Origin of the sequence: Frateuria sp. GZRe12, from assembly GCF_051900535.1 — a bacterium.
Taxonomy (GTDB): Bacteria; Pseudomonadota; Gammaproteobacteria; order Xanthomonadales; family Rhodanobacteraceae; genus Frateuria_A.
Genome location: NZ_JBHZGI010000006.1, coordinates 81,286 through 98,168 on the forward strand (window position 1 = coordinate 81,286; position 16,883 = coordinate 98,168).

Annotated in this window: 13 protein-coding genes; 6 read left to right on the forward strand and 7 right to left on the reverse strand. The window is 68.9% G+C overall.

Features of this window, described 5'->3' with window-relative positions:
- The first annotated feature begins 179 nt into the window (after positions 1–179).
- On the forward strand, positions 180–776 hold the full coding sequence (locus tag ACFWZ4_RS13715; RefSeq protein ID WP_231323649.1) for an HNH endonuclease: 597 nt from the start codon (positions 180–182) through the stop codon (positions 774–776).
- Here the strand turns inward: ACFWZ4_RS13715 and ACFWZ4_RS13720 are convergent.
- Positions 773–1,300, reverse strand: coding sequence for a low affinity iron permease family protein (locus ACFWZ4_RS13720; protein ID WP_439705239.1), 528 nt, complete (start codon positions 1,298–1,300; stop codon positions 773–775). The two genes, ACFWZ4_RS13715 and ACFWZ4_RS13720, sit on opposite strands and share 4 nt — an antisense overlap.
- Before the next feature lie 127 nt (positions 1,301–1,427).
- On the opposite strand from ACFWZ4_RS13720, the gene dxs reads away from it, so the two are divergent.
- Entirely contained in the window at positions 1,428–3,317 is a 1,890-nt protein-coding gene (gene dxs, locus ACFWZ4_RS13725; protein WP_439705240.1) for a 1-deoxy-D-xylulose-5-phosphate synthase, read from the forward strand.
- Between the two features lie 80 nt (positions 3,318–3,397).
- Here dxs and prmC read toward each other — a convergent pair whose 3' ends face one another.
- The 5 genes from prmC to ACFWZ4_RS13750 all read right to left on the reverse strand — a co-directional run bounded on the left by prmC (position 3,398) and on the right by ACFWZ4_RS13750 (position 12,577).
- Positions 3,398–4,228: a peptide chain release factor N(5)-glutamine methyltransferase gene (gene prmC, locus ACFWZ4_RS13730; RefSeq protein ID WP_439705241.1), complete on the reverse strand. Its 831-nt coding sequence runs from the start codon at positions 4,226–4,228 to the stop codon at positions 3,398–3,400.
- On the reverse strand, positions 4,221–8,237 hold the full coding sequence (locus ACFWZ4_RS13735) for a hypothetical protein (protein ID WP_439705242.1): 4,017 nt from the start codon (positions 8,235–8,237) through the stop codon (positions 4,221–4,223). The genes prmC and ACFWZ4_RS13735 overlap by 8 nt, the downstream gene beginning before the upstream one ends.
- Positions 8,238–8,504: 267 nt before the next feature.
- Positions 8,505–11,186 carry a M1 family metallopeptidase gene (locus ACFWZ4_RS13740; RefSeq protein WP_439705243.1) on the reverse strand — a complete coding sequence of 894 codons (2,682 nt, stop codon included), beginning with the start codon at positions 11,184–11,186 and terminating at the stop codon, positions 8,505–8,507.
- A gap of 181 nt (positions 11,187–11,367) precedes the next feature.
- Complete coding sequence (locus ACFWZ4_RS13745) at positions 11,368–11,907, reverse strand: carboxymuconolactone decarboxylase family protein (RefSeq protein WP_439705244.1); 540 nt, start codon at positions 11,905–11,907, stop codon at positions 11,368–11,370.
- A gap of 130 nt (positions 11,908–12,037) precedes the next feature.
- Positions 12,038–12,577 carry a peroxiredoxin gene (locus ACFWZ4_RS13750; RefSeq protein WP_439705245.1) on the reverse strand — a complete coding sequence of 180 codons (540 nt, stop codon included), beginning with the start codon at positions 12,575–12,577 and terminating at the stop codon, positions 12,038–12,040.
- A gap of 158 nt (positions 12,578–12,735) precedes the next feature.
- Between ACFWZ4_RS13750 and oxyR the strand changes: the two genes are divergently transcribed.
- Positions 12,736–13,683, forward strand: coding sequence for a DNA-binding transcriptional regulator OxyR (gene oxyR / locus ACFWZ4_RS13755; protein WP_439705246.1), 948 nt, complete (start codon positions 12,736–12,738; stop codon positions 13,681–13,683).
- Positions 13,684–13,705: 22 nt separating this feature from the next.
- On the forward strand, positions 13,706–14,305 hold the full coding sequence (locus ACFWZ4_RS13760) for a hypothetical protein (RefSeq protein WP_439705247.1): 600 nt from the start codon (positions 13,706–13,708) through the stop codon (positions 14,303–14,305).
- Positions 14,306–14,334: 29 nt separating this feature from the next.
- On the opposite strand, the gene ACFWZ4_RS13765 is transcribed toward ACFWZ4_RS13760, so the two are convergent.
- A complete protein-coding gene (locus tag ACFWZ4_RS13765; RefSeq protein ID WP_439705248.1) occupies positions 14,335–15,093 on the reverse strand; it encodes an RNA methyltransferase in 759 nt (252 codons plus the stop codon).
- A 109-nt stretch (positions 15,094–15,202) separates the two neighbouring features.
- Here ACFWZ4_RS13765 and ACFWZ4_RS13770 point away from each other — a divergent pair, with 109 nt between their 5' ends.
- Together ACFWZ4_RS13770 and ACFWZ4_RS13775 are read left to right on the forward strand one after the other, a co-directional pair.
- On the forward strand, positions 15,203–16,006 hold the full coding sequence (locus ACFWZ4_RS13770) for an inositol monophosphatase family protein (protein WP_439705249.1): 804 nt from the start codon (positions 15,203–15,205) through the stop codon (positions 16,004–16,006).
- Between the two features lie 434 nt (positions 16,007–16,440).
- A complete protein-coding gene (locus ACFWZ4_RS13775; protein ID WP_439705250.1) occupies positions 16,441–16,632 on the forward strand; it encodes a hypothetical protein in 192 nt (63 codons plus the stop codon).
- Positions 16,633–16,883: the final 251 nt, after the last annotated feature.

Here is a 16,883-nt window from a genome sequence, read left to right on the forward strand (position 1 = left end):
CGAATCCGTGACTATATCAGCGGCCACGCGCCCGGGCGAATGGCCTGCGGCGACGGCGATCTGCCAAGCGCGTCAAATGCTTACCGCGCGCGAGGCGGCGAAATTGGGCTATGCTCGAAACACGAGCGCATCGCTGCATCACCTCCGCCGAATCTCATGAACTGGCTGAAGGAACCCGCATGCTGATGGAAGTGCCACGCCGGGACCTCAATGCGACCCGGGTGCTGTCGCTGGACGCCGCCGGCCGGATCCTGGACTGGATCAGCTGGCAGGACGCCGTGTGCCTCTACGTGCGCGAAGCGGTGGCCTGGACGCTGGGCGACCCCTGCCTGACCGTGCACGGCGGCCACAACCGCGCCCGCGGCGAGCGCAGCAGGCTGGACCTGCATCCGATCATCGCCAGCACCGGCCATTGCCGCGACCACGCGATCGACCCGGCGCCAGCGCTGACCAATACCGCGCTGTTCGCCCGCGATCGCCACCTTTGCCTGTATTGCGGCAACCAGTTCTCCCGCGGCGAACTGACCCGCGACCACGTCGAGCCGGTCTCGCACGGCGGCAAGGACGAATGGGAGAACGTGGTCAGCGCGTGCCTCAACTGCAACCTGAGGAAGGCCAACCGCACCCCGCAGCAGGCCCACATGCCGCTGCTGGCCGTGCCCTACCGGCCCAGCTGGGTGGAACACCTGATCCTGTCCAACCGAAACATCCTGGCCGACCAGATGGAATTCCTGGTCAACCACCTGCCGCGCGACCGGCGACGGGCGATGGGCTAGGCGGATTTCGCCTTCCCGTCCGAATCCTCGTCCGCGTCCGCCTGATCCGCACTGGCCTTGGCCAGTTCGCGCTCGATCTCCCGGATCTCCTCGCAGGCCTCGTCCGACTCGTCCTCGGCGCGGGCGCGGTGGCCGGCCCGTTTCGCCTGGCGTGCCTCCTCTTCCTTGTTGTGGGCGAGCTTGCGGTAGCTCTCCCGAATGCGCTCGAGCGCTTCCTCGTCGAGGTTGTCCACGTCCAGCAGGCTGTTGCGGGCCCGCGTGGCGCGGATCAGCTCGTCCAGTTTGATCTGCAGGGCGGCGCTGTCGCGGTTCTGGCTGTTCTGGATCAGGAACACCATCAGGAAGGTGATGATGGTCGTACCCGTGTTGATCACCAGTTGCCAGGTGTCGTTGAAGCTGAACATCGGCCCGGTGATCGCCCATACGACGATGACCGCGGCGGCGATCAGGAAGGCAGCGGGTTTGCCCGAATAACGGGCGGTAGCTTCGGCGAAGCTGCGGAAGGCCTGCGATAGCTTGGACATGGAGGCATCTCTGGCCTTGGGTCGCATCCAGCTTGCGAGCGGTTTCGTGTGCCCGGTGTGCACGGCGCCCGGTTTCGTTCACGTCGCCGCCCTTGCCCCGCCCTGCGGCTGGGCCAACAATATGCGGATGATCGATCCATCCCGCTATCCACACCTGGCCCACATCGAGGCGCCGGACGACCTGCGCCGCGTGCCCGATGCCGAACTGCCCGGCGTCGCCGACGAATTGCGCCAGTACCTGATCGAATCGGTTGCCAGCTCCGGCGGCCATTTCGGCGCCGGCCTGGGCGTGGTCGAGCTCACCGTCGCGCTGCACCACGTGTTCGACACCCCGCGCGACCGCCTGGTGTGGGACGTGGGCCACCAGTGCTATCCGCACAAGATCTTGACCGGCCGGCGCGACCGGATCACCACGATCAAGAAAAAGGATGGCCTGGCGCCGTTCCCTCGCCGCGAGGAAAGCGAGTACGACACCTTCGGCGTCGGCCACTCGTCCACCTCGATCTCGGCCGCGCTGGGCATGGCGATCGCAGCGCAACGCAAGGGCGACGACCGCAAGGTGGTGGCGGTGATCGGCGATGGCGCGATGACCGCGGGGATGGCGTTCGAGGCGCTCAACCATGGCGGCGATGTCGAGCCCAACATGCTGGTCGTGCTCAACGACAACGGCATGTCGATCAGCGAGAACGTCGGCGCGATGACCAAGATGATGGCGCGCGCCATGGCCAGCCGTCGACTCAATGCCGTGCGCGAGCGGGCCAAGAAGGCGATCCCGCGACAGTCGTTCTTCGGTCGCTTCTTCAAGAACTGGGAAGAGCACGCCAAGGGCATGTTCCTGCCTTCGACCCTGTTCGAGGAACTGGGTTTCCATTACACCGGCCCGATCGACGGCCACGACATCCCGGCCCTGCTGCGCGCGCTGCGCACGGTCAAGAACCTGCCCGGGCCGCAGCTGCTGCACGTGATCACGACCAAGGGCAAGGGCTACGCCCCGGCCGAGCAGGCGCAGATCGAATACCACGCGGTCGGCCCGTTCGACCCGGTCGCCGGCGTAGTGAAGAAGAACGCGCCGGCCAAGCCGACCTATACCGACATCTTCGGCGACTGGCTGTGCGACATGGCCGCCCATGACGAGCGGCTGCTCGGCATCACGCCGGCGATGCGCGAAGGCTCCGGCCTGGTGCGCTTCTCGAAGGAATATCCCGAACGCTACTTCGACGTGGCGATTGCCGAGCAGCACGCGGTAACGCTGGCCGCCGGCATGGCCTGCGAGGGCGCCAAGCCGGTAGTGGCGATCTATTCGACCTTCCTGCAGCGCGCCTACGACCAGGCGATCCACGACGTGGCGCTGCAGAACCTGGACGTCACCTTCGCGATCGACCGCGCCGGCGTGGTAGGTCCCGACGGCGCCACGCATTCGGGCAGCTTCGACCTGTCGTTCCTACGCTGCCTGCCGAACATGGTGATCATGGCGCCTTCGGACGAGAACGAATGCCGCATGATGCTGTCGACGGGTTTCGATTACGCCGGACCGGCGGCGATCCGCTACCCGCGCGGCACCGGCCCCTGCGCCGCCGTGCGCAAGGAGCTGGACACGCTGCCGATCGGCAAGGCCGAGCTGCGCCGGCGTGGCCGCAACCTCGCCATCCTCTCCTTCGGTGCGATGCTGGCGCCGGCCGCGGTAGTCGCGGCGGAGCTGGATGCCACGCTCGTCAACATGCGCTTCGTCAAGCCGCTGGACGAAGCGATGATCCTGGAGCTTGCGAAGACCCACGATGCCTTCGTCACGCTCGAGGACAATGCGATCGCCGGCGGCGCGGGCTCAGGCGTGGCCGAGTGCCTGGCCGCCCATGGCATCGTCAAGCCGGTACTGCACCTTGGCCTTCCGGACGTCTATCTGGAACACGGCAGCCGCGAGGAAGTGCTCTCGATGGCCGGGCTGGACCTGCCGGGCATCCGCAACGCGATCCGCGCGCGGTTCCCGCAACTGGCGAGCGTCGCGGCCAGCGCGGGTTGATGTCGGTCGCGCCCGGGGGCGCTACTTCATGAGCGCCAACCCGTGGGAGCGCACCCTGCGCGCGACCGCGGACCGTGCTGTCAGGATCGCTCCCTTCGACCGCCGCTCACCCGGTCGCGCTTCTCCAGATCCTGCGCCGTGAACACCTCACGATAGCCTGCCGCTTCGAGCAGGCCGCGCACGGCCGCGCCCTGGTCCCAACCGTGCTCGAACAACAGCCACCCGTCATCCGCCAGGTGCGACCGGGCGCCGGCCACGATGCGCCGGATGTCGTCAAGGCCATCGCTTCCCGAGGCCAACGCGCTGCCTGGCTCGAAACGCAGGTCGCCCCGCTCCAGGTGGGGATCGCCGGCCGCGATGTAGGGCGGGTTGGACACGATCAGATCGAAGCGGTCGTCGCCAAGCGCGGCAAACCAGTCGCCTTCGGCAAAGCCGACGTTGCGGATGCGGTTGGCTTCGGCGTTGCGTCGCGCCACCGCCAATGCGGCGGCGCTGGCGTCGGTGGCGAGGACGCGCGCGTGCGGGGACTCGCGAGCGATCGCAAGGGCGATGGCGCCGCTGCCGGTGCCCAGGTCGGCGACACGCGGCGCGCCCTCCCGCGGCAGCTTTGCCAGCGCCAGTTCGACCAGCAGCTCGGTTTCCGGTCGCGGGATCAGCGTGGCGGGCGTCACTTCCAGATCCAGCGTCCAGAAGCCGCGATGGCCGGTGAGGTAGGCCACCGGTTCACCGGCGGCGCGGCGTTCCACCAATGCGGCGAAGGCCGCGGCGCCCGCCGTGTCGGCCTGATCGTCGGCGTGGGCGAGCAACCAGCTGCGCGGTTTGCCCAGCGCATGCGCAAGCAGGATGGCCGCCTCGGCGCGGTCGTCCAGGCGCGTGGCGGCTTCGGCCAGCAGTTGGCGCACCTCAGGCATCGGGCGGGGTCTCCGCGGTGGGCAGTTGCGGTGGCATCACGGGCCTGGGCTTGTCGCGACGCCAGTAGCCGCCGCGCGACCAGGCGTCGAAGCCCCAGCGCAGCCAGCCGATCAGCGCATTGGCCAACCACAGTGCCCAGGCCAGCATGGTCAGCTTGTAGGTCCACAACGGCAGGCTCAACACGCCCGCCCGCGGCAGCGCGTCGTTGGTGCGGTCGGCGAACCAGTGCAGTTGCAGCGCGCTCGAGCCCATGCCGGCGACGTGCATATCCGGCTGTCCCAGCAGGCCGCCCGGCACCGCGGCCACCAGCACGCCGAGCGCGACCGCGGTGAGCAGGGCCAGGCCCACCTGCATCAGATCGAACGGACCGGCGCGCCAGGAGGCGACCATGGCCCGCGCGCGCAGTCCGAGCAGGATCAGCCAGGCCACCACCACGGCGTACGCACTCCAGGCGAAGGCGGAGAAACCCAGGCCCAGCAGCAGCCAATGGCGGAAGCGCAAGGGCGTGGGCGCGTAGCGCGAGAGCAGCCAGGCCGCGGCCAGCAACACGATCAGCTGCGCCCAGTACAACACCGCGGGACCGGCGCCCGGCCCCCACGTCCACAGCACCCAGCGGTTCTGCGGAAGTTGCAGGAACGTATCGAGATTCGCCGCCGGCGCATGCAGGGCGATCGCTGGTGAGCGGGTGCACAAGGCGGCGCCTCCGGACTCGCGCAGCCGCAGCTCGTACCGATGCGTGCCCGGCAGCAGCGGCAGCGACAGCGTGCCGTTGCGCACGGCCAGCGGCAGGCGCTCGCCGTCGCGGCTGGCCTGCAGCAGCTCGGCATCGGCCGGCAGGCCCAGTGCGTGTTCGCCGCCACGGGTACTGCGCGCCTGCAACTGCAGGGTGGTCTCGGTCGCCCGTTCACCGATCGTGCTGCGCGAGTCCACCTGGTCGAACGCCAGGGTGCCTCCCGCGACGGCGACCGGTTGGCTGAGTGCCAGCGTGAGTCGCTCGCCGGGCAGCGGCTGGAAGCGCGGCACGTCGCCGCCGCTCGCCGGCACGCCACTGACATCGACATGCCACATCGGTGCGGCATCGATTTCCCACACTTCGGCGCGTTCGGCCAGCGCCGGCGCGGCCAGCTGCAATAGGGCCGCGCGGTCCAGGCGGCTGGTCCATTCGACGCTGTCCGTGCCTGCGTTGAAGGCGAGCTGGATATGCCCGTCGCGCACCGGCGCGTTGGCATCCAGCGGGTGCTCGCCCGGAAGAAGCGGCAGGGCGATGCTGAAGCCGCCGGCCTGCGGCGCAATGCGCTCGACCTCGTTCTGCACCGTCCACTCGTTGCCGAGCACGAGATGGCGAGTCAACCGCACGTAGGGCGGAAAGTCCTGCGCGGGTGCGCCGGCCGTGCCACCGGCGGCGACCCGCTGGCGATCGAAGGCCAGGCTGTCGCCGAGCAGATGATCGGTATCCAGTCCGTCGGCTGTCCAGCCGTCCATCTGCAGCGTGACGCGCTGCGGCGCCAGAGGGAAGCGCAGCCGCGCGCTGTCGGTGCCATCGAGCCTGTAGCGCAAGTCCAGATCGTGCACGCCTGGTTCCAGCCGCAGCCAGAGTTGGTCGTCGTCGCGACGCGCCAGCACGGCTGGTCGCCCGTCGACCGTCACCGCGACCAGCGGCAGCGTGGTGGCCGGCAGCGGCAGCGCCATGGTGGCACCGGCATGAGCTTGCAGGGTGAGGTCCAGCGTGTCGCCGGCCACTACCACGCGCGCCTCCGGCAGGTTCGCGCAGGAGGGCGAGCAGGCCGGCGCCTCCACCAGGCGCTGGCGAAGCTGGTCGAGCAGTGGCTGGCTCGGCAGTGTCTGGGCGTGGGCATGCCAGGGCAGCAGCGCCAGCGCCAGCAGGGCCGTCGATGCCATGCCGGGCCCGCCTTGCCAGCGCCCGCGCCAGGGGGCCAGCAGCGCGGGCAACACGCGCGCGAGCAAGGCGGCCAGCAGCGCGACCATCAGCACGCGCAGCAGGCTGACAAGCCAGGCGGGCGCGATCACCAGGCGCATGGTTTGTTGGGCCGTGACCGGACCCGACCAGCCCAGGTGGTAGTTGCCACCGAGGCGCCAGGTCGGCATGCCCGGGCCGGCCTGGACAAGGCTACGGCGGTCCGTCGGCACATCCAGTGACGAAAGCTTGGCCGCGCTGACCGTTATGGCGCCGAGCGCTTGCGCTGACTCCGATACCGGCGGTGGGGGGGGCGCAAGTGCAGGAGCGGGAGCAAGCCCGGGAGGCGCGACGTTGTAGCTCTGGTCCAGCTTTCCTTCGCCGAAGTTGACGCGAAGGCTCTGTGGCTCGAGTTGCGGGTGCAGCGCGTACTGCAGTTGCGTCGCCGCGAAAGCCAGCGTCCACAGCGCGGCGAGTGCGAACGACGCCAAGGCAGCGATATTTGCGGTGCGGCTCAGACGGCCCTCCGGCAGCGCCCGCAGCAGCAACGCCAGCGCGAGCAGCAGTGCCAGCGTCCAGCGGGGCGCGCCCGGCTCGTGCTGCGCCAGCGCCAGGAAGCCGGCAGCCAGCACGGCCCATGGCCAGCCGAGCAGGCGGCCGGCCAGCAGGGCGATCAGCGCGACGCCGAACACATCCAGCAGGCTCCATCGGGCCACCCACGAATCGGGCGAACTGTCCGCGCCGGGCGCGCCGAGCAGGCGATAGCCCGGCGGCAGTTGCAGCGTGGCGTCGATGCGCTCCAGCGGGACGTTCCAGCCGGTCACCGGCAAGGCACCGCTCGCGGGCACCCGCAACCCGGCGCCCAGGTTGAGCTGCTCGCTGCGAACCTCCACGCCGCTGCGGCCGTCCTTGCCACGGCTGACCAGCAGCGGCTCGCCGTCCTGCTCGGCGCGCTGCAATTGCCAGGGCGCGCCGACTTCCAGTCGCTGGCGATGCAGTTCGCCTTGCAACTGATCGTCCACGGCCAGGCCCTTGCCGTCGAAGTCCAGCCACAGGCGGCGCGACAGGTGCAGGCGATCGTGCCGCCCTGCCCCGCGCTCACCCGGCTGCACGGTGAGCGTGGACTGGCCGTCCATCACGAAGGCGGGAAGCTCGCGCCAGTCGTCCGGCACGCCGGCCTGCGCCGCGTCGGTGGCCTGGCCTTCGGCATGGCTGCCGCGCAGGTCGGGATCGTCGGCGTAGCTCCAGATCTCCTGCCGCGGCCAGGGTGCCGCAGGCAACGTGGTCGCGACGCGCGCGAGTGGCGCGCTGGCGCGGGCATCGAGGGTGACCGTCCAGCGACCGGGCTTCAGTTGCACGCGCAAGCGGCCGTCGCTCTCCAGGCGCGCGGGCAGTTCGCCGTCCAGCGCGGTGGCGATGAACCCCGCTGGCAGCGCCGGCCCGAGTACCAGTTCGCGGGCGCTGCCGGTGACGTCGAAGCTCAGGCGGGTTTCCAGTGTCGCCGGCAGCCCGTCGGCCAGGCGGCGATCGACGCGCAGCGACAACGCGTCGGCCACGCGCTGGGCCGCGGCCGCCTCGCCCAGGGTCAGCTGGTCGCCATCGCGCTGCAGGCGTGCGACCGGCTTGCCGTCCAGGGTGAGGTCGACCAGGCCGATCGACTCCGGCACCTGCAGGCGCGCCGGCCGTGCCGACCAGGGAAACAGGCCCTGCAGCCGGTGGTCGCCGGGTGATACGCGCACCATCGGCTGGTCATCGCGCTCCAGCACCACGGCCGGCTGGCCGTCCAGCCGCACCTGTTCCGGCCAGTGGCGCGCATCGCCCGGCAGGGCGATCCACGCCGGTGCATCGGCATGGGCGTCGAGGGAGAACTGCCCCCCGCTCGCGCCGGCCGTCAGGGCCAGCCGGCCCGGCCAGGCGCATTGCCAGGCCTCGCCCTCGCCCGGCGCGTGCGCCAGCCGCGGGCAGGCGTGCGCCGGCACGTCGTGCAGCACCCAGTCCTGCCAGTCGCGCAGCGGGGGCGGCACCTGCTGTGCGCCCGCTGGCGCGGCCAGCAACAGACCCATGAGCAACAACCATCCTGATCGAGCACGCATGCCTGGTCTCCCTGTCGCCCGGCGGGCGCGGGACAGTTTAGGGGAACGTCAAAGGCGCGGCGGGATGGCTCCCTCTCCTCTCCAGGGAGAGGATTGGAACGAGGGGACACGCTGGCGTGGATGGCGATCGGAGCGTGGCTTGGTTGCAAGGATGACAAGCCATCCTTCCCGCAAGCCCCGGCCCCTCACCGCGCAGGGGAGAGGGCTGAAAAAGCAAGACGCCGGGCGTTGCCGCCCGGCGTCTGCTTCGAGCGCTGGCCGCGGGCCCTAGTGCAGGATCGCCTGCGGATCCTGCTTGGCCTTCAGCGCGGTGCACAGGAGCGTGTCCTCGGTGGTCTGCGCGAGGCCACGCTCGGCGCCGGTGACGTCTTTGGCGCGGGTCTTGAAGAAAGACTGCAGGCGGTCCGCTTCCTCCTGCGAGCAGCCGCCACCGCCCATCAGGCCCGGCAAGCGACCGCCAGCGAAGCTGCCGGTGCGTTCGACGATGCGGTCGTAGTTGGCGACTGCCCACTTCCACATGGCATCGCGCTGGGCACGGGTCTCGCGGCTCCCACGCAGCAGGGCCGCCATCTCGCCGACCTTGACCTGCTTGTCCAGCGCGAAATCGCGCACCTGCCCGGCCAATGCCGGATCCTCGACCGCGCTCAGGCCGGCCAGCATGGCATTGCGCTGGGCGGGATCGGAGGTCTTGGGCAGTTCCGCGACCAGCGCATCGACCGCGCTCCTGCCGTGCTCCTGCACCACCACCGCAAGCGCGGTGTCGAGCAGGTCGGGATCGGCCGCATCGAGGCTGAGGCGGCCATCGTCCTTGCGCTTGAGCGCCGCCTCGCCCTGCTTGAGCAGTTCGGCGCGAACCTGCGGCAGCTTCACGTCCAGCGCCAGGAAACCGGCCAGCGTGCTGCGCAACAGGGAATCATCGTCCGGCTCGCCGGGCTTGCGGTGGTAGCCCAGCAGTTCCATGCGCGGCAGGTAGGCGGACCTGGCCCACACATCGAGGGCGTTGCGCTGCGCGTCGGTGCCGGCCAGGTAGCGGTTGATCCATTCGAAGCTGGCGATCGGCGCAGTCGCCACCGCGCGCACGCGCGAGGCAGTCAGCGGCTTGAGCGCGGCCAGCAGGTCGCCGGCGTCGATGTCGCCATGGTGGAAGCTGGCGTCGGCGGCGTCGGCAAAGGCCAGCTGCTCCGCGTCGGTCAGGTGGCTCACCTGATCTCCAAGGCGAGCCAGGTCATCCTTGCCCATGCCGAAGCGGTAATAGCCACTGGCATTGGCATTGGGCATCACCCAGGGGTTGGCGCTGGCGCCCGGCAGCGCGATCGTGCCGGTGGCCTTTTCCAGCAATTCGCAGTTGACCTTGCTGCCGTCAGCGGTGCCATAGCGAACGCACACCGGCACGCCCCACACGTGGCTGGCGCTGCCCTTGCTGCCGACTGGCAGGTACCGGCTCTGGCTCAACTTGAGTACGGTCTGGCCGCCCTTCTGCATCAGCTGGGTCTGCACGTAAGGCACGCCGGGCTGGTTGAGGAAACTCTTGAACGCCTGCTTGAAGTCCTCGCCCTTGTCGGCAGCCTTGGCGATCGAATCGACCAGATCATCGGCGGTGGCGATCGAGAACTTGTGGTCCTGGATGTACTGGCGCATGCCTTGCTGGAAAGTCTTCTCGCCGACGTAGCCCTCGAACATGCCGAGTACGCTGGCGCCCTTCTGGTAGGTGATCGAGTCGAACGCGGTCTCGATGTCGCCGTTGCCGGTGATCGGCTGGCGGATCTTGCGCGCGGTGACCAGGCTGTCGTTGTCCATCGCGTACTGGGCGCCGCGCACGCGGTCGAGGTCCGCGCGGTACTGCGGATGGACCTTCATCGTCACCTTCTGCTGCATCCAGGTGGCGAAGGCCTCGTTGAGCCAGATGTCGTTCCACCAGGCGGTGGTGACGGTGTCGCCCGTCCACTGGTGGGCCAGTTCATGGGCGTTGACGTTGAACGAGCCACGCACGTATTGCGCCGGGGAATCCGGATCGAGCAGCAGCAGCCAGTCGCGGAAAGTCACCAGGCCTGCGTTCTCCATCGCGCCGGCGGAGAAATCCGGCGCGGCGAGCAGGTCGAGCTTGTCCCACGGATAGCCGAAGCCGTAATAGTCCTCCAGCGTGTGGATGATGCTCGGCGTCTCGGAAAGCACGTGCTGCATGCGGTGGCCCTCGCCCTTGGCGGCGATGCCGCGCAGCTGCAGCGCGGTGGCGCGGTAGGCGTCCGGCGAGATGTCCGGGCCGGCGACGATGTCCCAGGGACCGACGCCGAAGGCGACCAGGTAGGTCGGCAGCGGCTTGGTGGTGGAGAAGGTCAGCGTCTTCCAGCCATTTCCGGCGGGGACTTCCTTGATCTGCTTGGTGTTGGCGACCGCCTTCTCGTCGTTCGGGATGGTCAGGCTGATGTCGAACGGGGTCTTGAAGTCGGGCTCGTCGAAGCCGGGGAAGGCGTAGCGCGCGCTGATCGGCTCCATCTGTGTCATCGCGTAAGGCACGCCTTCGTGGCTGACCTTGTAGAGGCCCTGCAGCTGTTGGTTGAGCGGCGCGGTGTACTCGAAGCTCAGGGTCAGCTCCTGCGGCTTGAGCGTGTTGTCGAAGTCGACGCGGACGACGCCTTCCTTCGGCGCGGCCTCGACGTACTTCGCGCTGTGCGTCTTGCCGGCGGCGTCGGTCACGCTGACCTTGGACACCTTGAGTGCGTTGCCGTGCAACCAGACGTGGTCGGAGGCCTGCTTGAGCTTGACCTTGATGCGCGTGGTGCCGGAAAAGTCCTGCTGGCGCGGATCGACCTTGAAGGAGAGCGCATAGGATTCGGGCACGGCCCAGCGCGGCAGCTTGCCGTGCGGCACCTGGTCGGCGGTGGCGGCGAAGGCGGCGCCGCAGCAGGCGGCCAGCGCGGTGAGCACGAGCGGTTGGACGAGTCGACGCATGGTGGTTTTCCCCAGGGACGGTGAAGGCAAGCTTCCGAAGCTAGGCCGGGCATGACTTGTGACACAGTGCCAAAAGGCATGGGCGGGCTGGAGGCGGCGTGAAGCCTGCCTCCGGTCCACAGGCGCGCGCAAAAAAAAGCCCGGCCATCGCTGGCCGGGCTTCGCAACTTCCCGCGTGGGCTCAGCCGGCGACGTCGGCCTGCTCCAGCGCCACGGCCACGGCGTGGATCACCGCCGCGATGCGGATCGCGCTCTGGATCGGCTGCGCCGAAAGCCCGTGCTTGCGCAAGGTCTTCTCGTGCGAGTCCACGCACATGCCGCATCCGTTGACCGCGGCCACGGCAAGGGACGCCAGCTCGAAGTCGATCTTGGTGCCGCCGGGATTCATCATCGCGTTCATGCGCAGCCCCGCGCGCAGCGTGCCGTATTCGGGCTCGCTGACCAGGTGCACGAAGCGGTAGTAGATCGTGTTCATGCCCATGATGGAGGCGGCAACGCGGGCGCCGTTGAGCTCTTCGGTGCTCGCGTGCTGCGCGGCTTCCTCGGCCACCGCCTGGGTCAGCGGCTTGTAGCGCGAGGCGATCGCCGCGGCGAGCGCGACCACCATGATCTGTTTCTGGGTCAGCCCCGGCGCACCGCCCTCGCTCAGCACCGAATCGAGGTTCAGGCGCAGGTCCTTGGCGTAGTCGGGGAGCTGGCTCTTGAGGTCGGCAAGACTCATGGGGACACCTTCTTGAAGTCAAAAAAAAAGACCGGCGGCGAAGCGCCGCTTCGCCGCCGGCTGGGGAGTCCGCGCGTCCGTGGGGGAGGGGGAGGAATCCGGACGCGCGGTTACTGCAAGCAAGAGGCGATCAGGCGACCTTGAGGGTGTCTTCGCCCTGGTGCCAGTTGCACGGGCACAGCTCGTCGGTCTGCAGCGCGTCGAGCACGCGCAGCACTTCCTGCGGGTTGCGGCCGACCGAGCCGTCGGTCACGTAGACGAAGCGGATGATGCCGTCCGGATCGACCAGGAACGTCGCGCGCTGCGCCACGCCGTCGGCGGTCAGGATGCCCAGCGCATTGCTGAGGTCCTTCTTGATGTCGGCCAGCATCGGGAACTTGAGGTCGCGCAGGTCCTTGTGGTCCTTGCGCCAGGCCAGGTGCACGAACTCCGAGTCGGTGCTGGCGGCCAGCACCTGGCAGTCACGGTCGGCGAACTGCTGGTTAACGTCGGAAAAGCCCTTGATCTCGGTCGGGCAGACGAAGGTGAAGTCCTTCGGGTAGAAGAACACGCACAGCCACTTGCCCTTGTAGGTGTTGTTGTCGATCGTGCTGAACGCCTTCTCCAGGCTCTCGATCGAGACGGTGGCCGGAACGCTGAACTGGGGGAACTTGTCGCCGATGGTGAGCATGGGGCTTCTCCTTGAAGTACTGAGGGTTAGAGCGATCGGTGAGAGCATCATGGGCGCCGTGGAAAGCGCGTCATGAGGGCAAGGTTACGCACCGCCTGGGCATTGTTCAAATTGATTGTTGCCATCACACTCATAGGCATGACCTATCGGACCGAACCATGAACCTGCGCGACCTCGCCTACCTCGTGTCGCTGGCCGAGCACCGCCATTTCGGGCGCGCGGCGGAGGCGAGCTTCGTCAGCCAGCCGACGCTCTCCACGCAGATCAAGAAGCTCGAGGACGAACTCGGCGTCGCGCTGGTCGAGCGCACGCCGCGCAAGGTGCTGCTCACCGAGACCGGGCGCGAGATCGCCCGCCGTGCACGTGGCGTGCTGGCCGAGGTCGACGAGATCCGCGCCATCGCCCAGCGCACGCGCGATCCGGAAGCCGGCAGGCTGCGCCTGGGCGTGTTCCCCACGCTGGGCCCCTACCTGCTGCCTCACCTGGTGCCAGCGGTGCGCCAGCGCTTTCCCCGGCTGGAACTGCTGCTGATCGAGGAAAAGACCGAACAGGTGATCCGCATGTTGCGGGAGGGTTCGCTGGACGTGGGCATCCTCGCCCTGCCGATCCACGAGGAAAGCCTGCACACGGAGTTCCTGTTCGAGGAACCGTTCGTGCTTGCGGTGCCCAACGACCATCCGCTGGCCCATCGCAAGGCGCGCCTGAAGCTTGCGGACCTGGAGGACGAGAGCCTGCTGCTGCTGGAGGACGGCCACTGCCTGCGCGACCAGGCGCTGGAGCTGTGCCAGCTGGCCGGCGCTGGTGAAAAGGTGGGCTTCCGCGCCACCAGCCTGGAAACACTGCGGCAGATGGTGGCGGCGAATGTCGGAATCACGCTGCTGCCGACGCTGGCGATCAAGCCGCCGGTGGCGCGCACCGAGAACGTGCAGTTGCTGGAGTTCGCCGGCCACGCGCCGAGCCGCCGCATTGCGCTGGTCTGGCGCAAGAGTTCTTCGCTGGGCCCCTTCCTCGAGCGTTTTGCCGAAGTGGTGCGCGGCCTGCCGGACGACCTGCTGAAACCGGAACTGGCCGCGCCAGTCAGAACCACGCGGCGCAAGCGCGCCTGAGCGCTTCCAAAGGGGGATATCGATGCAGCGACTGGGATGGCTGGCACTTGCCGTGCTGCTGGGCTGGGGTGCGCTCGGCTGGTGGCAGCAACGTCCGCTGCACCCGCCGCCTGGGGTGCTGGCCGCGCAGGCGCCCGAACAGGTCGACCTGGATGATGGCGCCGTGCTTCGGCAGGGCGACACCACGTTGCACACGCGCGCCCACATTGCACTGACCGCGCGCGTGCTCTCCCGCGAAGATTACCGTTGGGACGCAGGCGCCTCGCTCGCGCCGACGGACCTGGCGCTGGGTTGGGGACGGATGTCCGACAGCGCGGTGCTGGCCGGGATCGATATCAGCCAGACCAGCCGGTTCTTCTACTGGCACGTGCGCCAGTTCCCGATCCCGCGCCGCGAGATCGAGACGTCCGCGACGAACATGCACCTCATCCCGGCCGACGATGGCGTGCGCTACGCGTTGAAGCACGTGCGCCCGGGCGAGCTGGTGCACCTGGAAGGCTTCCTGGTCGACGCCAGCCGTCCGGACGGCTGGCACTGGCGCAGTTCGCTCACCCGCGAGGACACCGGCGACGGCGCCTGCGAGCTGGTGTACGTGGAGGAGTTGGAGCCGGTCGCGCCGTGATTTCCCTGTAGGCGCTCGGCTGTGCGCTCCTACGTACGCTTGGCGAGCGTGGCCATGCGCTGCGCATCGGCCATCACGCCGTGCAGGATGCGCAACTCGCGCTCGTCCGGTTGCGCACGCAGGAACAACCGACGCAGGCGCAACATGATCGTGGTCGGTTCGCGGCCCTTGTGGAACTCGATGTCGTCCAGGGTCTGCCCCAGGTGTTCGAAGAAGCGTTCCATCCGCGCCGCATCGGCCGGCGGCTCGTCGTGTTCCGGCGGCGCGGCCACCGGCGTGGCGCCCAGCATCGCCAGGCGCTGCTCATAAGCCATCACCTGCACGGCCTGAGCCAGGTTGAGCGAGCTGTAGTCCTCCACGCTGGGGATGCGCACCATCGCGTGGCAGCGCGCCAGTTCCTCATTCTCCAGACCCGTGCGCTCGTTGCCGAAGACCAGCGCCACCTGTTCGCCGCGGGCCGCGGCCGCGAGTGCCTGCGCGGCGCCCTCGCGCGGGGTCAGCTCCGGCAGGTTCACGCCGCGCCGCCGCGCCGACAATCCCAACGCGAAGGTCGCGCCCGCCAGGCCATCGACCAGCGATTCGTGCACGCCCGCCTCCGCCAGCACCTGCACCGCGTTGGCCGCCAGCGCGTCGGCTTCGCGGCTGGGAAACTCGGCCGGCGACACCAGCTCCAGCCGCGTGAAGCCCATCGTGCGGATCGCCCGCGCCGCGCTGCCGATGTTACCCGGGTGCGAGGTGCGCACCAGCACGAAGCGGAACAGGCGGGCGAGATCGGCGTGATCGGTCATGGCGGCAAAAAGTCAGGCAGGGTCGTCAAGGATAGCCGCCGGGGCACCGGCACGCCGGCTCTGCTAGAATCGCCGGCCGCATTTCCGCTCTTTTCCCAAAGCCGAAGCCATGCCAAGACCCGCCGTCACCATCGCGGCACGTGCCGCGCGCGCCGCAGGCAACGTGATCCTGCGCTACATGAACCGCATCGACGGCCTGCACGTGGTCGAGAAGCAGCGCATGGACTTCGCTTCGGAAGTCGATCGCCTGGCCGAAGCCGAGATCGTCAAGGAACTGCGCCGCGCCTACCCGGATCACGCCATCCTCGCCGAGGAAAGCGGTGCCACCGGCAAGAGCCAGCACACTTGGGTGATCGATCCGCTCGACGGCACGCACAACTACCTGCGCGGCATCCCGCATTTCTCCGTCTCGATCGCGCTGCTCGAGAAGGGCGTTCCAGTCTACGGGGTGGTGTTCGATCCGCTGCGCGACGAGTTGTTCACCGCCAGCAAGGGCGACGGCGCCTACCTCAACGACCGCCGCATCCGCGTGGGCAAGCGCGAGAATCTGGGCGGCGCGATGATCGCCACCGGCTTTCCCTATCGCCAGCGCGAACACCTGGATGCGCAACTGGCCATGACCCGCGCCCTGCTCGGCCAGGCCGAGGACATCCGGCGCTCCGGCTCCGCCGCGCTGGACCTGGCCTATATCGCCGCCGCACGCTATGACGGCTATTTCGAGATCGGCCTCAAGCCCTGGGACATGGCCGCCGGCGTGCTTCTGGTGCACGAGGCGGGCGGGCGCTACGGCGACTTCGCCGGGCGCGACGGCATGCCCGCCAGCGGCAACCTGATCGCCGGCAACCTCAACATCGCCAAGGCGATGACCGACGCCATCGGTGCACAGGCCACGCCGGCGCTGCTCAAGGCCTGAACGGGTCATCATCGGTAAAAAAGGGTGCCCGGGCGGCGCCCTTTTTTTTGTGCGCGAGAACACCGCCTCCGCGGGAGCGCACCCGGCGCGCAACCTGCCAGCTTCCGGTCGCACATCGCGCGGGCGCGCAACCGCGCCCTTGCCTGTCCGGGCAGCAGCCGGGCGCTGCTGTAGATCTTTCCAGCCGGCGCGTTTTTTTCCGGCAGCACGAACGCAAGGGCACCGATAGGCAGCGCCCCTCGTGCTGGCACCGGCATTGCAAAGCCCCTGCTCGTCCGAAGGGCCCTCGACGCATCGCCGGCCCTTGCGGGCGAGCCGCCCGGGCCTATGGCCGGAAGCTCCGGCCCTGCCGGACCCGCGGTGCCTTCCCGTGTGGCGGAAAGCGGTCAGCAGCGTCCCGCCCACGACGATCGAATCCCAACGGAGATAAACCCATGAGCCGGCAACAGTCCCCAGACAGTCAGTCCAGCAACAAAACCCACCACGCCGCCGAGGGCACGATCGACGATACGCGCGGCAAGCTCAGCGTGCGCGAGGCCGGCCGCAAGGGTGGCCTGCGCGTGCGCGAGTTGATCAACCGCGGTCGCGAGGTCGAAGCTCGCCAAAGCGAACAGCGTCCGCATTGAGAGACGCGCGAAAGGTGGACCCCTGGGTGCCGCCGCACAGGCCCAGGGCAAGTACGCCAGCGGCATTCAGCGCGACGACGGCAGGTGGCCGTTCCAACGGCTGCGGGGATGAGGGTCATATCCGCGTGCGGCCCGATCGGAGCCAGCCGCGGTGCTGCACGACAAAGTCCCGTGCCGGCCCCGGAGCGGCGGACATGACAAGGCACAACGACAACCGGCACGCCAAGGGCGACATGACCGTCCGCGAGGCC

What these genes read in the sequence shown, in the direction of transcription:
- ACFWZ4_RS13715 (WP_231323649.1), top strand. Translation starts at nt 180, where the DNA reads ATGCTGATGGAAGTGCCACGCCGGGACCTCAATGCGACCCGGGTGCTG.
- ACFWZ4_RS13720 (WP_439705239.1), bottom strand. Translation starts at nt 1,300, where the DNA reads ATGTCCAAGCTATCGCAGGCCTTCCGCAGCTTCGCCGAAGCTACCGCC.
- dxs (WP_439705240.1), top strand. Translation starts at nt 1,428, where the DNA reads ATGATCGATCCATCCCGCTATCCACACCTGGCCCACATCGAGGCGCCG.
- prmC (WP_439705241.1), bottom strand. Translation starts at nt 4,228, where the DNA reads ATGCCTGAGGTGCGCCAACTGCTGGCCGAAGCCGCCACGCGCCTGGAC.
- ACFWZ4_RS13735 (WP_439705242.1), bottom strand. Translation starts at nt 8,237, where the DNA reads ATGCGTGCTCGATCAGGATGGTTGTTGCTCATGGGTCTGTTGCTGGCC.
- ACFWZ4_RS13740 (WP_439705243.1), bottom strand. Translation starts at nt 11,186, where the DNA reads ATGCGTCGACTCGTCCAACCGCTCGTGCTCACCGCGCTGGCCGCCTGC.
- ACFWZ4_RS13745 (WP_439705244.1), bottom strand. Translation starts at nt 11,907, where the DNA reads ATGAGTCTTGCCGACCTCAAGAGCCAGCTCCCCGACTACGCCAAGGAC.
- ACFWZ4_RS13750 (WP_439705245.1), bottom strand. Translation starts at nt 12,577, where the DNA reads ATGCTCACCATCGGCGACAAGTTCCCCCAGTTCAGCGTTCCGGCCACC.
- oxyR (WP_439705246.1), top strand. Translation starts at nt 12,736, where the DNA reads ATGAACCTGCGCGACCTCGCCTACCTCGTGTCGCTGGCCGAGCACCGC.
- ACFWZ4_RS13760 (WP_439705247.1), top strand. Translation starts at nt 13,706, where the DNA reads ATGCAGCGACTGGGATGGCTGGCACTTGCCGTGCTGCTGGGCTGGGGT.
- ACFWZ4_RS13765 (WP_439705248.1), bottom strand. Translation starts at nt 15,093, where the DNA reads ATGACCGATCACGCCGATCTCGCCCGCCTGTTCCGCTTCGTGCTGGTG.
- ACFWZ4_RS13770 (WP_439705249.1), top strand. Translation starts at nt 15,203, where the DNA reads ATGCCAAGACCCGCCGTCACCATCGCGGCACGTGCCGCGCGCGCCGCA.
- ACFWZ4_RS13775 (WP_439705250.1), top strand. Translation starts at nt 16,441, where the DNA reads ATGAGCCGGCAACAGTCCCCAGACAGTCAGTCCAGCAACAAAACCCAC.